This is a genomic window from Sebaldella termitidis ATCC 33386 (genome assembly GCF_000024405.1).
In the GTDB taxonomy this organism is placed as follows: domain Bacteria; phylum Fusobacteriota; class Fusobacteriia; order Fusobacteriales; family Leptotrichiaceae; genus Sebaldella; species Sebaldella termitidis.
Genome location: NC_013517.1, coordinates 291,115 through 307,346, shown reverse-complemented (window position 1 = coordinate 307,346; position 16,232 = coordinate 291,115). Strand labels below are relative to the sequence as shown.

At 33.3% G+C, this 16,232-nt stretch carries 17 protein-coding genes; all 17 read right to left on the bottom strand.

What is annotated here, in order from left to right:
• Positions 1-26: 26 nt before the first annotated feature.
• Positions 27-464 (bottom strand): hypothetical protein, encoded by a 438-nt coding sequence (locus STERM_RS01425; protein WP_012859766.1) that lies wholly within the window; start codon positions 462-464, stop codon positions 27-29.
• A 21-nt stretch (positions 465-485) separates the two neighbouring features.
• Positions 486-2,261, bottom strand: coding sequence for a ShlB/FhaC/HecB family hemolysin secretion/activation protein (locus tag STERM_RS01420; RefSeq protein WP_012859765.1), 1,776 nt, complete (start codon positions 2,259-2,261; stop codon positions 486-488).
• 284 nt (positions 2,262-2,545) lie between these two features.
• Entirely contained in the window at positions 2,546-2,686 is a 141-nt protein-coding gene (locus tag STERM_RS21855) for a hypothetical protein (protein ID WP_244407208.1), read from the bottom strand.
• A gap of 42 nt (positions 2,687-2,728) precedes the next feature.
• Complete coding sequence (locus STERM_RS01415; RefSeq protein ID WP_012859764.1) at positions 2,729-2,998, bottom strand: hypothetical protein; 270 nt, start codon at positions 2,996-2,998, stop codon at positions 2,729-2,731.
• 3 nt (positions 2,999-3,001) lie between these two features.
• Entirely contained in the window at positions 3,002-3,256 is a 255-nt protein-coding gene (locus STERM_RS01410; RefSeq protein WP_370452871.1) for a hypothetical protein, read from the bottom strand.
• A gap of 46 nt (positions 3,257-3,302) precedes the next feature.
• Positions 3,303-3,512 carry a hypothetical protein gene (locus STERM_RS01405; protein ID WP_012859762.1) on the bottom strand — a complete coding sequence of 70 codons (210 nt, stop codon included), beginning with the start codon at positions 3,510-3,512 and terminating at the stop codon, positions 3,303-3,305.
• A 695-nt stretch (positions 3,513-4,207) separates the two neighbouring features.
• Positions 4,208-4,945: a DeoR/GlpR family DNA-binding transcription regulator gene (locus tag STERM_RS01400; RefSeq protein WP_012859761.1), complete on the bottom strand. Its 738-nt coding sequence runs from the start codon at positions 4,943-4,945 to the stop codon at positions 4,208-4,210.
• 57 nt (positions 4,946-5,002) lie between these two features.
• Entirely contained in the window at positions 5,003-5,917 is a 915-nt protein-coding gene (gene rbsK / locus STERM_RS01395) for a ribokinase (protein WP_012859760.1), read from the bottom strand.
• A 47-nt stretch (positions 5,918-5,964) separates the two neighbouring features.
• Positions 5,965-6,936, bottom strand: coding sequence for an ABC transporter permease (locus STERM_RS01390; RefSeq protein WP_012859759.1), 972 nt, complete (start codon positions 6,934-6,936; stop codon positions 5,965-5,967).
• Positions 6,933-8,429: a sugar ABC transporter ATP-binding protein gene (locus STERM_RS01385; RefSeq protein ID WP_012859758.1), complete on the bottom strand. Its 1,497-nt coding sequence runs from the start codon at positions 8,427-8,429 to the stop codon at positions 6,933-6,935. The genes STERM_RS01390 and STERM_RS01385 overlap by 4 nt, the downstream gene beginning before the upstream one ends.
• A gap of 31 nt (positions 8,430-8,460) precedes the next feature.
• A complete protein-coding gene (locus STERM_RS01380) occupies positions 8,461-9,555 on the bottom strand; it encodes a sugar ABC transporter substrate-binding protein (RefSeq protein WP_012859757.1) in 1,095 nt (364 codons plus the stop codon).
• 62 nt (positions 9,556-9,617) lie between these two features.
• Positions 9,618-10,544 carry a sugar phosphate isomerase/epimerase family protein gene (locus STERM_RS01375; RefSeq protein ID WP_012859756.1) on the bottom strand — a complete coding sequence of 309 codons (927 nt, stop codon included), beginning with the start codon at positions 10,542-10,544 and terminating at the stop codon, positions 9,618-9,620.
• Between the two features lie 694 nt (positions 10,545-11,238).
• A complete protein-coding gene (gene gdhA / locus STERM_RS01370; RefSeq protein WP_012859755.1) occupies positions 11,239-12,576 on the bottom strand; it encodes an NADP-specific glutamate dehydrogenase in 1,338 nt (445 codons plus the stop codon).
• Positions 12,577-12,803: 227 nt separating this feature from the next.
• The gene (locus STERM_RS01365) at positions 12,804-13,316 is read right to left on the bottom strand and encodes a YfbM family protein (RefSeq protein ID WP_012859754.1); all 513 of its coding nucleotides are present in this window, start codon (positions 13,314-13,316) and stop codon (positions 12,804-12,806) included.
• Between the two features lie 132 nt (positions 13,317-13,448).
• Entirely contained in the window at positions 13,449-13,895 is a 447-nt protein-coding gene (gene sufU, locus STERM_RS01360) for a Fe-S cluster assembly sulfur transfer protein SufU (RefSeq protein ID WP_012859753.1), read from the bottom strand.
• A complete protein-coding gene (locus STERM_RS01355; RefSeq protein WP_012859752.1) occupies positions 13,892-15,091 on the bottom strand; it encodes a SufS family cysteine desulfurase in 1,200 nt (399 codons plus the stop codon). Before STERM_RS01355 ends, sufU begins: the two co-directional genes overlap by 4 nt.
• Positions 15,092-15,101: 10 nt before the next feature.
• Complete coding sequence (gene sufD / locus STERM_RS01350) at positions 15,102-16,229, bottom strand: Fe-S cluster assembly protein SufD (protein ID WP_012859751.1); 1,128 nt, start codon at positions 16,227-16,229, stop codon at positions 15,102-15,104.
• Positions 16,230-16,232 lie beyond the last annotated feature (3 nt).

Here is a 16,232-nt window from a genome sequence, read left to right as displayed (position 1 = left end):
ATCTCCTCACCTTTTTATTAAATTTTTTAGTTTTTACTCTCTTTAATCAACTTGTTTAATACTTTTCTGTTATAGTTCTCAAAATCACCTTCTGATACTTCAAATACTTTATATATTACTCTGTAATATCTTCCACCTGCTGGTTCTGTCCAGGTATCCAGAACATAGTATTTCCCAGCTTCCAAAGTAGCTGATAACTCACCATCATATGTTATACTTAAAGGTTTTTTCACCTGAAAAGTATGCCTTCCTGGTGCAATATATACCCTGTCTCCATTTACTTTAAATTTGGATTTATTAATTTCAATTAAAGTAACATCCTTAGATATTCCCAATACTGCTACTTCCTCTTTAGTAAGATTTTCTGCTGTTGAATAAACCAAAACTTTATTTGTTATCTTTTTTGCGTTTAACTGAAATGATAATACTAAAATTAACATTACCAAAAAAATATGTTTTTTCATGTTTTAACTCCCTTTTTTTTATTAAAATTTTATTCCAAATGTCACATATACCTCATCCTCAGGTTTACTTACATAACCCGATGCCTTATCAGGCTTCGTATATGCTATATCAAAATTAAATATTTCCCCGTAATACTTTACTCCTACTGCAAATCCTCTCATGTATCCATATCTGTATATATCATGTACCTCATTATTCCAGCTCTCTCCAAAGTCATAACCTATATACGGCGATATACTTCCTATTTTTGATATATTTAAGTTATATGACAGCTCATTTTTTACATAATATCCTTTATCTCCCGATATGGAATCTCCTTTATATCCTCTTATTGTGTACTCATCTCCCATACTTATCTTTTCACTTCCATAAAGTACATCCTGTGTATACTGTCCCACTCCTACCAGTCTATAGGTAAATCTTTGCTTTCCTATTGTCATCGGCTTATACCAGTTTATATTAAGTCCATACTTGTCAAATCTTCCCTTTGGATCATATATCTCCTTCTCATGATCATCCGCTGATCTGAACCATGGAAGTCCTCTGTCATATGAAACATCAAATCCCAGTATTCCTCCAAAGAAACCTCTGCTGTAATTTATTCCAAGACTTCCTATTGTCAGTCTCCTGTCCACAAGCTGGACATCTTCAAAGTAATTCTGATTTGTCTTTAGCTTTAGTCCTCCGTTTATACTTATCTTACTCATTTTATTTCTGTATACCACTCTGTCTGCATTCAGATTAAACTGGGTTGATCTCCCGCTTGTATCATACAGTCCGTTATATCCTTCACTGCTGCTTATATAGTACGAATGACTGTAGCCTGTACTGAATGTCCAGTATCTGAATGGAAATGAATAATTCAATGACCAGTCTTCATTGAACTTTTCCGGTTCCGCTTCTGTATCTGCAGGAAGAAGATCATCCTTATCCTTGATTATCGTTCCCGGCGGTATTGAGGATGAGCCTGTATAATCATTTCTCAAGGGTCTTTTATTCCTCCCTCTCTGATATGAAGCATAAAAACTGTCATTTATTCCAAAAAGATTATCCTTCGTAATATCTATCTTTCCTCTGTCTCTTCCTGTTGATTCATCTCCATAGTTATTATATGAGATATTTGCATTAAATGTCCTGGTCTGCTGGTTTTCTATCTGTAGTATAGAACCTCCTGCTTCCTGTCCCGGTGCTATTTTTATCTCTACATTATTACTTGATACCCTGTTAAACTGATCTGTTGCCTGTTCTGTATCCTGTAATCTTAATATTCTCTTCTTATTCTTTGGAACTGACATAAATACCTTCATCCTGTCAGAAAAGGTATTTTCATTCAGGCTTGCTCCTTCCACTGTTCCGGGCAGAGTTATCAGTCTTATCGTTCCCTCACTTAGGTTTTGTGTTTCGTCAAGCCTTACTCTTGTTGTTATATATCCCTTTTCTATATATTTATTATTAAGTTCTGTCATAAGCTTATTTATATCCTTGGAGCTTAGCTTTCTGTTCAGATATTTCTTTATTACGGCTTTTATCTCAGCTTTGCTCAGAAGATTATATTCGTCCTGTACTTCTATCTTTCTGATAAAGAATCTTACACTTGTATCGACCTCACCAGTACCGTCTATTATCTGAGGTTCTTTCCCGAAGTTCTCTCTTTCCAGTTCCTTTTGCCTTCTCTCCAGCTCCTGCTGTCTTCTTTCATTTTCTATTGCAGCATTGTTTCTTTCTATTATATCTCCCACTCCTGCTGAAAATACAATGCTTCCCAATAAAAAAACTGCTATTATTTTCTTCTTCATTTTTTTCTCCTTTAAAAAAAAAATAACAAATAAACGAGATACTTAGTAATTGTTATTAGTGTTACCCTAATATGTTACTATTAATATTTCTTCTATTTGCTATTTTAAAATTAATTTATATTCTTTGATTTTCCTTAGTTAATTGTTATTATACAACAATATATTTATTATTGTCAATTATTTTTTACTATTTTGACAATAAGTACCTAATCTTTTTGTAATTTAAAAAGACAGTATTCTTTTGAATACTGTCTGAATCCATTAATTAATCATTATCTGATATCTTAAAAATTAAACTGATATCCAAAAGATAAAGTTAGTTTCTGTATATCAAAATCATAATCATGATTAAATCCTTCATTATCATCATAATTATATATTTTTTCTTCAGCCTTTGATTGTGTTATATCGTATGTCAAATCCACTAAAAAGTTTTTATACTCTACTCCAAATCCTAAACTCTGCTTTTATCTTATATTGTTTTCCGCCTTATATTGCTCTATTTTAAATAATAAATCTTCTATTTCTTTTATCTCAGCCGCTTTTTTATCTATCTGGCGGTCTACCTTTATCAGTTCCTTTTCCAATCTTGTTCCGCTGTTTAAATGCTGTCTGAGATTTATCCATTTTCCTCTCGCACCTTCTCTCAGCTCTCTTTTATACTCATACGTAGAAGCTGCACTTGCCCAAATTCCTGCCGCTACGCATAATACAGACATTATTCCCAATCTTTTCATCATTTACCTCTTTCTTCTCATTCTTGCTTCTTCATCAGGCATCAATTCTTTTTCTTCCTCTTTTATCTTATCCAGAGTAGAATACCATTCACCTCTTTTTTCGGGCAATGTTACATATATTGATCCCTGTGCACGTCTTAATGCTTTTTCATATGACGAATACACTCCGTCCTGATCATAATCCTTTGTAATTCTGTCTTCTACTGCTTTACTTACTTCCGGAGCTGTATTTTCAGCACTGTATGACACAAAAATCATTGTTCCTGCCGCACAAATCATTAGTGCTTTTTTCATAAAATTTACCTCATTTCTTTTTTTTCAGATATTTTAGCACTTTTTTATATTCATTCTTATGCCATGCACTGTCTTTTTTAGCTTTATAACTTTCTATTTTATCTGCTTTTTCCATTTGTGCTTCAAAATCAGGAACTGCAGGCTCTGTTGTTTTACCTTTCTCCGCTCCCAGCGTTAAGATACTTATTACCATTAACGCTCCTATTACTGTTTTTTTCATTCAATTTCCTTCTGGTTTGTTAATCCTTACATTTTTATTCTGATACCCGCAAGCCTATCAATATAACAGATATAAAAAAGTATTATCTGCTCTAACCTGATACTTTCCACTTTATTCATCCTTTTCTTTTAGAATTATATAAAAGATAATAATTAAACATAGCCGGTATATTTGATAAGACTTTAATAAATTTATCCCTCCGTTCCAAAAGATATATTCTGTATTTCCAATCCTTGATGAAATACTTCATAAGTTTATTTTACTGATAATGTAATAATACTCCTCCCTGATTAGTCCGGTCTTTCTTTTTTATTAGTTTTTTATTTAATTAATCTAATTAATTTCAAAGTAAATTTGTATATAAAAATACATATCGTAAAATAAGAGATCAGCCTGAACTGATCTCTAAAAATAATTCTTTTCTTTTTTCACTCCGTATTTTTATACTCCTACCCCGCCCATTACTGTTAATGAACCGCAGCTTGTAACTAAAAGCATAATAATTGACAATACTATCACTTTTTTCATATGTTTTCTCCTTTCACCATATGCTAATTTATTTTAACAAATTTTCCTGCTTTACACAATATTCATTCTTAAATAAATAAGGAGCTTACGCTCCTCATTATTACAGATATTATTTAATTAGTAAAAGTATTAAGTATCTGAAAAATTCTATTTATCCTACTTTTTCTTTAAACAATAATATAATTTTTGTATTTTCTCAAAATATCATTCATTTTGTCTGTTATCAGCTCTATCTCTTCTAATTCAAATACTTTACACACGGCATTTTTTCCTATTTTACTGGAATCTAAAAGTACGTATGTATTATCAGAATTTCTTTTCACTATTCTTTTTTTATTTGCTTCTCTCAAATCGTACGTGCTGACTCCGTTTACCTCACTATATCCGTTTGCACCCAAAAAAGCACGGCTGAAATGAAATTCCGAAAGCATTCTGTCGGTCAGAACTCCCACTGTAGATCCTAAATTCTTTATTATTTCTCCTCCTATGAGAATACATTCAAATTTAGTATCTTCTAATTGATTTAGTATTTGTGTATTTGTCGTAACAATAGTGATATCTTTATTTTTCAGATATTTTATCATCAACTCTGTAGTTGTTCCTGAATCCAGATATATGGTTTCTCCGTTTTGTACAAGAGATGAAGCATATTTGGCTATTCTTTCCTTAAACTTCACATTCATAAGTTTTTTTGATACTACAGGAACCTCTTTAGAATTTTTCTTTAACTTTATTGCTCCTCCGTGAAGCAAAATAATCTTCCCTTCATCTGATAATATTTTCAGATCTCTTCTTATTGTTGACTCTGAGACTTCATACAGAATATCTACAAAATGCTCTAAATACACAATTTCTTTTTTTTCCAGTTCATCTAGTATTCTTTTTTTTCTTAGGTAAGGTATCAATTATTTTTCTCCTTTTTTCCTAATGATATCATATTATTTTTTATTATCAAATTATTTTTATAAAAATTTCTTTACTTCCTCATATGTAGGCATAGAATCCTGTGCTCCTATTTTTGTCACGGTTATAGAACTTACAAGTGATGCAAACTCAGCTGCTTCTTTATAGGAAGAATCATTTAAGAGCTTATATGCAAAGGCTCCTATAAATGAGTCGCCTGCACCTGTTGTTTCTGTTACTTCCGCTTTTCTTGCCTTTATATGCAGTTTTTCTTTTCCGTCATACAGCAGGCTTCCGTTTTCTCCCAGAGTTATTATAAGAAGATCTTTTATTTTTCCGTATAATTCTTCACAGTTTTCTATGGACGATTTGACGTCATTAATTTCTTTATTCAGATAAAAAGAAGCTTCCGTTTCATTCACTACAAGACAGTTTACCTTAGACAGCACCTCTTCTTTGATCTCACATGCCGGTGCTGCATTTAATATAATATAGACATCATGCTTGCTCGCAAGATTTATGACATATTCTATCACTTCAATCGGTATTTCCATCTGAAGTATTATTATTTGAGCACTTATTATCTCATTTTTTATTTTATCTATATCTGAATTTGTAATATCGTAATTTGCTCCTCTGGTTATTGTTGCAATAAGCTTACCGTCATCGAATACATTCACTATACCCATGCCTGTATTATTTTTCTCTGATAACTTTACATTATCGGTATTTACATTATGCTTTTGCAAATTCGAAAGTAATTCCTCACCAAATTTGTCATTTCCGACACACCCTGCCATAAAAGCTTTTCCGCCTAATTTAGAAAGCTGTACTGCCTGATTGGCTCCTTTTCCGCCCCCGCACATTGTTATACTGTCAGCTACAAATGTCTCGCCTATTTTAGGCAGTCTTTTTTGTTTCAAAATAATATCATAATTTAAGCTTCCAATAATAACTGCTTTCTTTTCCTTCATCTTATCACTCCCAATTTATGTTTATAACACGGATTATATGTTTGGCTCTAAGCCTTGCTTAACTTTGATCTTGAAACCTTTATAGATGAAATTTTATTTTGTATTATTTCAAAACAAGCTGCGATTACTATTATAATTCCGGTAGCTATATACTGCCAGAATGAATCTACCCCTACTACTATCAACCCTACTCTCAAAGCTGACAGTAATATCGTACCCAGTATTGTTCCCAGCATTGTACCCTTACCTCCCATAAGGCTTGTTCCACCCACTGCTGCTGCCGCTATTGCATTTAATTCATAACCCTGTCCGGCTGTAGGCTCTCCTGTTCCTAATCTTGCCAGTAAAACCATCCCGGCAAGAGCTGCTCCTACTCCGCAGATAGCATATGCCATCATTTTATTAAAATCTACATTTACACCTGACAGCTTTGTAGCTTCTTCATTACTTCCCAGTGCATAAATATAATTTCCGAATCTTGTATATTTTAAGATAATCCATATTATAATGCCTACTACAAATAATAATACCACAGAAGACGGGATAACTCCAAATATATCACCATCCAGTGCTTTTCTGAAATTTTCCGGTATATCCAGTACGGGCCATCCTCCTGTTATTATATAAGCGACACCCCTGTATATACTCATAGTTCCCAAAGTTGCTATAAACGGCTGTAGCTTCACCTTTGCCACTAAAATCCCGTTTACAATTCCCAAAGAAAAGCCCAGTATTATTCCAATAGCAAAAGCTAAAAACGGATTGACTCCCGATACCAGTAATTTTCCCACACTGACTATAACTATTGCAAACGTAGACCCTATTGAAAGATCTATTCCTCCTGTTATTATTGCCAGTGTAATTCCTATGCCGAGCAGCCCGTTTATCGTACTTTGTTTCACTATATCCACAATATTGCTAGAACTCAGATATATAGGATCTATAAGTGAGAATACTATTATCATCATTACCAGTGCGACTACTATTCCCGATTCTCTTCCTAATTTTATACTTTTCATTTATTCCCTCCTATTGCATAATTCAGAATGCGTTCCTCCGTAAACTCTGTATAACTCAGCTCTTTTTGTTTTTTTCCCTCATTCATTATTATTACTCTGTCGCTCATTCCTATAATTTCCGGTAATTCAGATGAAACCATAAGAATTGACTTTCCTTGTGATACTAATTCTTCCAAAATCCTGTATATTTCTGCCTTTGCTCCTACATCGACCCCCTTAGTAGGTTCATCTAAAATGAATATCTCTGCTTCGGTAGACAGCCATTTTGAAATCACTACCTTTTGCTGATTTCCTCCGCTTAAATTAAAAGTTTTATATTCAGGATCCTTTGGATTCAGATTCATTTCTTCTATAAAATGTTCACTGTTTTTTATTTTTTTCTTATGGTCAATAAACCCGTATTTTGTAAATTTTTTCAGACAGCTGAGACCTATATTTTCTGCATTGCTTAATTCTTTTACAAATCCCTGCTTTTTTCTGTCTTCCGGTATAAGGGCAATATGATTTTCTACTGCCTGCTTAGGTGTTTTCATTGTTATTTCTCTTCCCTTTATGAGAATTGTTCCCTTACTTTTTTTATCAGCCCCGAAAATAGTCCGCATTACATCTGTTCTTCTGGAACCTACAAGTCCGAAAAAGCCTAATATTTCTCCTTTATGAAGATCAAAACTGATATTTTCAAAAACCCCGTTTTTATTTAAATTTCTGACCTCCAGTACGACTTCATCTGTCGCACACCTTTTTTTATTTCTCACCGCAAATGCTGCTACATCTCTTCCAACCATATTTTTTATAAGGGTTTTCTGATCAATTTTTTCTGTTTCAAAAGTATTTACATATTTTCCGTCTCTTAGAACTGTTACTCTGTCCGATACCTTAAAAATTTCATCTATTCTGTGACTTATATATAAAATCGTTATTCCCTGTTTTTTCAGTTCAAATATTATATTTAGCAATATCTCTACTTCATTGTTAGATAAAGACGAAGACGGTTCATCAAAAGATATTATTTCCGCTTTATGATACAGGGCTTTCGCTATGGCAATCATCTGCATTTCTCCGGCACTCAGCCCGTTTATCGAATCCTCGCTTTTAAACCTGCAGTTAAGTCTTTTTAGTATTTTATTTGCTTCTTCATGAAGTTTTTTATGATCTACAAATATTCCTTTTTTAGGCTCATATCCTAAGACTATATTCTGACCTACAGTAAGCTCGTTAACCAGACTAACCTCCTGATGTACTTTTGCAATTCCGTATTTTATCGCATCATGTGCACTCTTAAAATTGATTTTTTCTCCCTTTATCCAGACATCTCCGTCATATATATTATAAACACCGTGAAGTATGTTCAGTAAGGTAGATTTTCCGGCTCCGTTCTCCCCTAATAATGCATGAACCTCTCCTTTTTTCACATTAAAATTTATATTATCCAATGCTTTTACTCCCGGAAACTGCTTACCCACATTATCAAATTTTATTATTGAATCATTCATTCTTACACCTGCCATTATAATTTACTGTTTTTTAAAAAACCGGTTCTTTCCAGTTAATTATTTTTTCTGATGGTTCATTTACATTTGTACTGTCTATTAATGCCTGCGGTGTCCATATTACTCTTGGAAGCTGCTGTCCCCCTAATGATCTCAGAGCCATTTCTACTGCTATCTGCCCTTTATATAACGGGAATGAGTCTACGGTAGCATCCATTTCTCCTTTTCTTATAGATTCATAAGCTTCTTTAATACCGTCTACCCCTACTACCAGTATATCTCTTTTAGAAGCATTTACAGCTTCCTGAACACCTAAAGCCATTACATCATTGTTACAGAAGATAGCTTTCAAATTCGGATATTTTTTTATCCATATTTCTGCCAGATCTTTAGCTTTGGCTCTGTCCCAGTCTGCATTCTGCTTTTCCACTATTTTTACACCAGCGGCATTTGATTTCATCCAATTCTCGAATCCAAGAGTTCTCTGTCTTGCTGCAAAGGCTTTAGGCATCCCTATGACTATTGCGACTTCTCCTTCTCCACCTATTTTTTTAGAAATCCATTCAGCTGCCAGTTCTCCGTTCATTATGGCCTTTGGCCCCACAAATATATCTGCATTTTTTATGATTCCGTCATTTACATTGATTACCGGTATATTATTTTTCTTGGCTTTTTCCACACCGGGTACCAGATTACCGTCAGATATAGGTGATAACAGTAATGCTGTATATTTTTTATTAATCATGTCCTCTACTATGGAAAGCTGTCCCTGTTCGTCTCCTTCTCCCTGTGCAGACTTCATATCAAGAGTAATATTATAGCCGTTTTCTTTAAATTTCTGTGTTCCAAGCTCTTCACCCTCTTTTAGAGTTCTCCAGTACTCATTTTCAAATGCCTTGGCAACAGATCCTAATTTAATTTCTCCCTCTACTTTAGGCATTGCTCCGAGTTTCTCTCTTATTTCGCTGAACTCTACACCGTTCGGGTCACTGTCAGGATTAAATGCTTCTGTCTGCTGCGGCTTATTTTCCTTATTCCCTTCCCCAGTTTCTTTATTTTTGTCTGAACATGCCGTAAACAATACCGATGTTACAAAAACCAATGTTAATAATTTTACTAATTTTTTCATTATAGCCTCCTAGATTACTAAATTTAATATATAATTTTTAAAATAATATCTTCCCGACTGCTTTATCCCAGACATTCTAACAGAATATTCTGTGCCTTCACCGCATCATTTCCGCTTACTATATTTCCAATTTTCTCTATACCTATTTTTTCTACTAAACTTTCCAATTTTTCATATATTTCTATATTTTTTCTCACTTCATCTATACCATTTTCTCTTATAGGAAATGTGTCAAAATATATAACTCCGTCATAAGAATATTTTTTCAGATAATATATAAATTCTAAAGTTTTTATAAAAGTCACGCTTCCTGTTATTAAGCCGTCATCATTCAGTCCGTGGCCGTCATTCATATGTACGCCGTACAGTTTTTTTCTTTCAGCTGCCAGTGACAGTCCGTATGCCGGATTTTCGCCCTTCATCAGCATATGACAGTAATCCAGCGTCACACCAATATTTTCTTCTTCTGTTTCACTAACCATCAGTAATGTTGTTCCTATACTTGAAATCATTGAAAATGCTCTCGGCTGAAACGGCTTATATTCTATGCTTATTTTTATTTTTTTGTTATAAGAGGCTATTTCCTTGAATGCTTTTACCAGCTGGCTCCATGTCTTTTCATACGGAATCTGAAATGAATAGTCAAATCCATCGTATCCCAGCCAGATCGTAACCAGATCAGCCCCCAATTTTTCAGCTGTGTCTATAGCTTCCAGGCATAATTGTTTTGCCTGTTCTGCTATTTTTTTATCTGTATTTCCCAGCTCTCCGTTTTTATATTCATCTCTGAATCTCAAAGCCAGACCGTTTACCTTTATTTTTTTCTCCTCCAAAAGATTTTTTAATTCTTCAAAATCTGTATTTTCAAAATGTTCAGGATAATTTAAATCTACATGTGTTACCTTTTCTATTTTTGAAATTTCTCTTATAATGTCCAGTGTAGTTTTTCCTTTACTTTTAAAACTGTTAATTCTTGCTGCAAATTTCATATTAATATCTCCTCTCAATAATGACTAACTATTACTAACGTTATATCTCATTTTTATTTTTTGTCAATATTTTTTATTTTTTTTAAAATATTTTCATTTATTTTCATATTATAAAATGAAAAAATATGATATTTATTGAAATAAAACTTTTTTGCTTCATACACATTAAATGAAAACCTTTATTTTCAGCATATTGTTTGATGAATTTTTTTTTTACATTTTCACAAATCTTATTACAAGCCTTTAAATACGGCATATAAAAATAATTGTTTTTTTCAATTTAAAAATCGAAAGATTGGAGTTGTTTTTGGATTGATTTTTTCATATATTATATTTTTATTGCAGGCTATTTTAAGGATAATATTTATGTATATATCATAAAAAATCATACTATTTTTAAAATTTTTTATTATTTATTTCTGCTGTTTGTTTATATAGTTTTATTCTCATATTTTTTGGGCTTTCATTACCTGAATAATCCGTTTTTCCAGTTGCATCATATTCTTTTACTCGTAAAAATTACCATCCAAGCCAAAAATAATCTGATATGTAATTTTTCTTATAAAAATTTTGAAAATCTTCAAAAAATTTCAATTTTTTTCAGTATTTTTCTAAATACAAAAAAATAGGAACCATATCAAAAATCTTACTTTTTAATATAGTCCCTTATCAAGGTTTTTATATATTTTAAAAATTATATTACTCCTTGTACAAGCATAGCATTTGCCACTTTCTTAAATCCGGCAATATTCGCACCCACTACATAATTCCCGGGTACTCCGTAATCTCTTGCAGCTTTTTTTGCTTCTTTAAAAATATTTTTCATTATTTCATGAAGTTTTTTGTCCACTTCTTCAAATGTCCATGCAAGTCTCATGCTGTTCTGACTCATTTCCAGAGCTGAAGTAGCTACTCCTCCTGCATTTGCAGCTTTCCCCGGTCCTAACAGAACCTTATTTGCAAGAAAGTATTCCACAGCTTCATCAAGACAAGGCATATTTGCTCCCTCTCCTACAGCTATAACTCCGTTTTCCACCATTTTTTTGGCCTGTTCCAGAGCTATTTCATTTTGTGTAGCACAAGGAAGTGCTATATCACACTTAACATCCCAGATTCCTTGGAATCCTTCATGAAATTCAGCATCTTTATGAAACTCCAGATAATCCTTTATTCTTCTTCTTTCTACTTCTTTTAGCTTCTTTATGGTATCCAGATTTATACCGTTTTTATCCACTATATATCCTGATGAATCACTCATTGCTATTACTTTTGCTCCCAGTTGTGTAGCTTTTTCATGAGCATAAATAGCGACATTTCCTGATCCGGAAATTACAACAGTTTTACCTTCAAAAGCAGAATCATGCTCCTGAAGCATTTCTTCCATAAAATAAACCAGCCCGTATCCTGTTGCTTCTTTTCTTACAAGAGAACCCCAGTATTCAAGTCCTTTTCCCGTAAGAATTCCTGTATCATATGAATTTTTTATTTTTTTATACTGTCCGAATAAATATCCTATTTCTCTTCCTCCGACACCTATATCCCCAGCCGGAACATCTGTATTTAAACCTATATGTCTATATAATTCATTCATGAAACTCTGGCAGAATCTCATTATTTCATTATTAGATTTCCCTTTCGGATCAAAATCAGATCCTCCTTTTCCTCCGCCTATTGGAAGTCCTGTCAGAGCGTTCTTAAATATCTGCTCAAAGCCCAAAAACTTTATTATTCCAAGATTAACTGAAGGGTGGAGTCTGAGTCCTCCTTTATAAGGTCCCATTGCACTGTTGTACTGTACTCTGTAACCTCTGTTCACCATTACTTTGCCTTTATCGTTTACCCATGGTACTCTGAAGATTATCTGTCTTTCAGGCTCTACCAGTCTTTCGAGAATTCCGTTTTCCTGATATTCAGGATGCTTTGCTATAACCGGTTCCAGTGATTTTAGTACTTCTTTCATTGCCTGCATAAATTCTTTCTCATGTCCGTCTCTTGATTCTACTTTTTTTAAGATACTATCAATATAATCCACTATCCTACTTCCTTTCCACTTTAGTATTCTCAATATATAAAATATCATAAATATTTTATATTGTCTACAATGTAATTGATATAAAATATTTATACTAATATAAAAATGAAATATGATTTAGTTATTTTCTTTAAAAATAAAATTTTCTGAACTTTTTTTTATTTTATGAAAAAAAGTTTATCTAATGAAAAAGAAACGTGAAAATACAGACATATTATCAGTATTTTTTATTGATCAACAGTAAAAATCACCGATAAATTATTTTTAGCTGCATTGTGCCAAAATTCAAAAGTATTAGACAGCCATCCCCAGGAATACTCAAAATCTTCTTCACTAAGAGGATATTCATACTTCGCCTCATCAATTTTAAAATATTTTTCTCTGAATTCGCTTTCCGAAAGATTCTTTAAAGCCTCTGATACGGATTTTACCTGTTCTGCATTTTTATATGACACTATATAGTCATCTTCGTCCTCCATATCTCCATATAGTATCTCTCCGTCCAGAATTACAAAACTAAATGGCTGCTCTCCATGCTGAAATAACAATTCACTTTCGCAAAAGGCCCTGTGTATCGCATCCCATGCTTTATCCAGCTCTGCTGTCTGCTCCTGCTTTTCATTAAAATAAACTTCTTCTATTTCTTCCTGAATATACTCTACTATATTCCCTCTCTCCATCTTTTTCAGCTTTTCAGCTTCACTGCCGTCTATGCTGAAAAGAACTCCTAAACATGACATAAATATCCCTCCCGGATTTTTTTATATTATAACATAGTTTTTATCTTCATAATAAAAATTGCTTTTACTGATAAACTAAATCCTTTATGTCAATAAATATCAGATTATATAAAAAATAAGCAGGATAAAATCCTACTTACTTTCTTCATTTTTATCAATAATCACTTTAAGCGAATGCCAGCTGAGCGTAGCACACTTTATTCTTGCAGGCATATTTGCCACATATTCCATAAGTACTGCATCACCCAGTTTTTTCATTTCATCGCTGTTCAGTTTTTCTTTTTGTCCCATCATTTTAAAGAAAATATCTGTTTTTTCTTTTGCTTCCTCTATGCTTTTTCCCTTTATAAGGTCAATAAGCATTGCTGTAGAAGCTGACGAAATAGCACATCCATTTCCTAAAAAAGCAGCATCTTCGATTATATTATCTGAATTTAGTTTTATTTCCAATGTAAGATCATCACCGCAATTGGGATTATGTCCTCTTTCTATATAAGTAGGACTTTCTATTTCTCTTTTCAGATCTTTTCTGCTGCTGTATTCCAAAATAGTCTGCTGATATAATTTTTCTAAATTCATAGCTTGAACACTTCCTTTACTTTTCTAAGTCCTTCTATGAGCTTTTCTACGTCTCCTGCATCATTATACACACCAAAGCTTGCCCTGCAGCAAGAAGGTATTTCCAGATAATTCATCAGCGGCTGTGCACAATGATGCCCGGATCTTACACCAACACCGTAATAATCCAGTATAAAAGCTACATCATGTGAATGGACTCCGTTTACATTAAATGCAATAACTCCTACTCTTTCCACGTTTTCTGTATGATATGTCGTGACAAACCCGAGATTGCGAAGTTCGAAAAGAGCCTTCATTTCCAAGTCATGTTCTATTTTATTTATCTGATCGTAGCCTATTCCGTTAAGATAGTTTATTGCTTCTGAAAGCCCGTAAGCTCCTTCTACATTTTGTGTACCGCCCTCAAATTTATTAGGTATCGGTGCAAAAGTGGAATTCTGCTCAGTTACAAATTCTATCATATCCCCGCCGAATAAAAAAGGCGGCATTTTTTCAAGAAGCTGTCTTTTTCCGTATAAAATTCCTATTCCCATCGGTGCAAATAATTTATGACCGGAAAAAGCAAGAAAATCAATATTGCTCTTTAGTACATCTATTGGAAAGTGCAGTAATGCCTGTGCAGCATCTACCAATACATATGCGCCGTTATTATGTGCAATTTCCACTACCTCATCTATTGGATGAACTACTCCTGTCACATTGGAAACTGCTGAAAAAGCTACCAGCTTAGTTCTTCTGCTTATCTTATACTTAAAGTCATCCAAGTCAAACTGACCGTTTTCATGCAGATAAATATACTTTATTTTTGCCTTTTTCTTTTTCGCTACCATCTGCCACGGCACTATATTGGCATGATGATTTGTAATACCGAGTATTATTTCATCACCTTCATTGATAAATTCCAGACCAAATGAATAAGCCAGCAGATTTATAGATTCAGTTGTACTTTTGGTAAATATTATTTCCTCTTTTTCTTTTGCATTTAAAAATCTCTGCACTGTTTTTCTGGAATCCTCAAAAATTCTTGTGGAATCCATAACAAGCTTGTAAGAACCCCTTCCGGGATTTCCGTTATAGTTTTTATAGTATCTCTCTATGCTGTCCAGTACAACCTGAGGTTTTTGCGAAGTTGCAGCAGTGTCAAGATAATGCAGATTTTCATCATCAAAAATTGGAAATTCTTTTTTTATTTCCATATTGAGCTCCTTATATTCTTTTTTCCAGTTCTTCCAGCAGTTTATTTTTCATATCCGTATCGTCTATGCTGTTTAGTATAGGTTTGAAAGAAGACTCTATTATAAGCTTCTTGGCATTATTTTCCGAAAGACCTCTGCTCATCAGATAGAACAGCTTAGCTTCATCTACTTTTCCTATACTGGCAGAATGCTCGCCTATTACATCATCCTCATCACAGAATAATCCGGGAATAGAATCAGATCTTACTCCCTTGTCAAGAAGAATTGCAAATTCTCCTTCTCTTCCTACCGAGTGGGCTGCTCCCTTTTTGAAATAAAGATTTCCTCTGAAGACCTTTCTCGCAGTATCCTTTACAGCTCCTCTTCCCTCTATTATCCCTGAAGTATCTCTGCCTCGGAATATTACAGAATATTCAAGATCTACTTTTCTGTCTTTATCAGCAAGATATCCCGGCCATATTTCTATTTTGGCACCGTTTTCCTCAAGATAACTTTTATTGCTTACTGCATTTACCTTTGCTCCCATTTCCATACTGTAAATTGCTGCATCGGCATTTCCGAAAATTTCGGCTTTACTTCCCTCAAAGTTATAGCTGTTCAGATTCAGATTCTGTATTTTAATAATCTTAAGCTTTGAATTCGGTTTTGCTATTATTTTGATCATTCCGTTATGATATGCTTCTGTATCATCTTCCGAATTATAATTTATAATAACTGTTCCTTCTGAAAAGTCCTCTGCTACAATTACGTTATAATCAATAAGCAGATTATTTTCCTTATTAAAATTATAATTTATACATACTGTATCTTCCAGCTTTTTTCTTTCATTTATATGAATAAATTTTCCGCTGTTATAAAATGAGAACATCTGTGAGTTAAAAAACTCATTTAGTCCGTATTCATTGTCATTATTATATTTTTCTATATCCTGAAACGCTTCGTTTATGTCTTTTACTGTTAATCCGTCCTGTTCTGTATTTCTTACAGAAACCCCGCCGAATTTTTTATAATCTTCCGGAACCTCCACATTATGAGCGATTCTTTTCCATTTCGGCGCTGACAAAGCTGAATATTTTCTAAAATTATCTATCCTGAACTGATAATTATCAAGTTCTTTTATATTATCTTCGTTAAACATCTA

Coding starts and splice junctions, on each gene's coding strand:
- STERM_RS01425 (WP_012859766.1), bottom strand. CDS start 464: ATGAAAAAACATATTTTTTTGGTAATGTTAATTTTAGTATTATCATTT.
- STERM_RS01420 (WP_012859765.1), bottom strand. CDS start 2,261: ATGAAGAAGAAAATAATAGCAGTTTTTTTATTGGGAAGCATTGTATTT.
- STERM_RS01415 (WP_012859764.1), bottom strand. CDS start 2,998: ATGAAAAGATTGGGAATAATGTCTGTATTATGCGTAGCGGCAGGAATT.
- STERM_RS01410 (WP_370452871.1), bottom strand. CDS start 3,256: ATGATTTTTGTGTCATACAGTGCTGAAAATACAGCTCCGGAAGTAAGT.
- STERM_RS01405 (WP_012859762.1), bottom strand. CDS start 3,512: ATGAAAAAAACAGTAATAGGAGCGTTAATGGTAATAAGTATCTTAACG.
- rbsK (WP_012859760.1), bottom strand. CDS start 5,917: ATGAAGGAAAAGAAAGCAGTTATTATTGGAAGCTTAAATTATGATATT.
- STERM_RS01390 (WP_012859759.1), bottom strand. CDS start 6,936: ATGAAAAGTATAAAATTAGGAAGAGAATCGGGAATAGTAGTCGCACTG.
- STERM_RS01385 (WP_012859758.1), bottom strand. CDS start 8,429: ATGAATGATTCAATAATAAAATTTGATAATGTGGGTAAGCAGTTTCCG.
- STERM_RS01380 (WP_012859757.1), bottom strand. CDS start 9,555: ATGAAAAAATTAGTAAAATTATTAACATTGGTTTTTGTAACATCGGTA.
- STERM_RS01375 (WP_012859756.1), bottom strand. CDS start 10,544: ATGAAATTTGCAGCAAGAATTAACAGTTTTAAAAGTAAAGGAAAAACT.
- STERM_RS01365 (WP_012859754.1), bottom strand. CDS start 13,316: ATGTCATGTTTAGGAGTTCTTTTCAGCATAGACGGCAGTGAAGCTGAA.
- sufU (WP_012859753.1), bottom strand. CDS start 13,895: ATGAATTTAGAAAAATTATATCAGCAGACTATTTTGGAATACAGCAGC.
- STERM_RS01355 (WP_012859752.1), bottom strand. CDS start 15,091: ATGGAAATAAAAAAAGAATTTCCAATTTTTGATGATGAAAATCTGCAT.
- sufD (WP_012859751.1), bottom strand. CDS start 16,229: ATGTTTAACGAAGATAATATAAAAGAACTTGATAATTATCAGTTCAGG.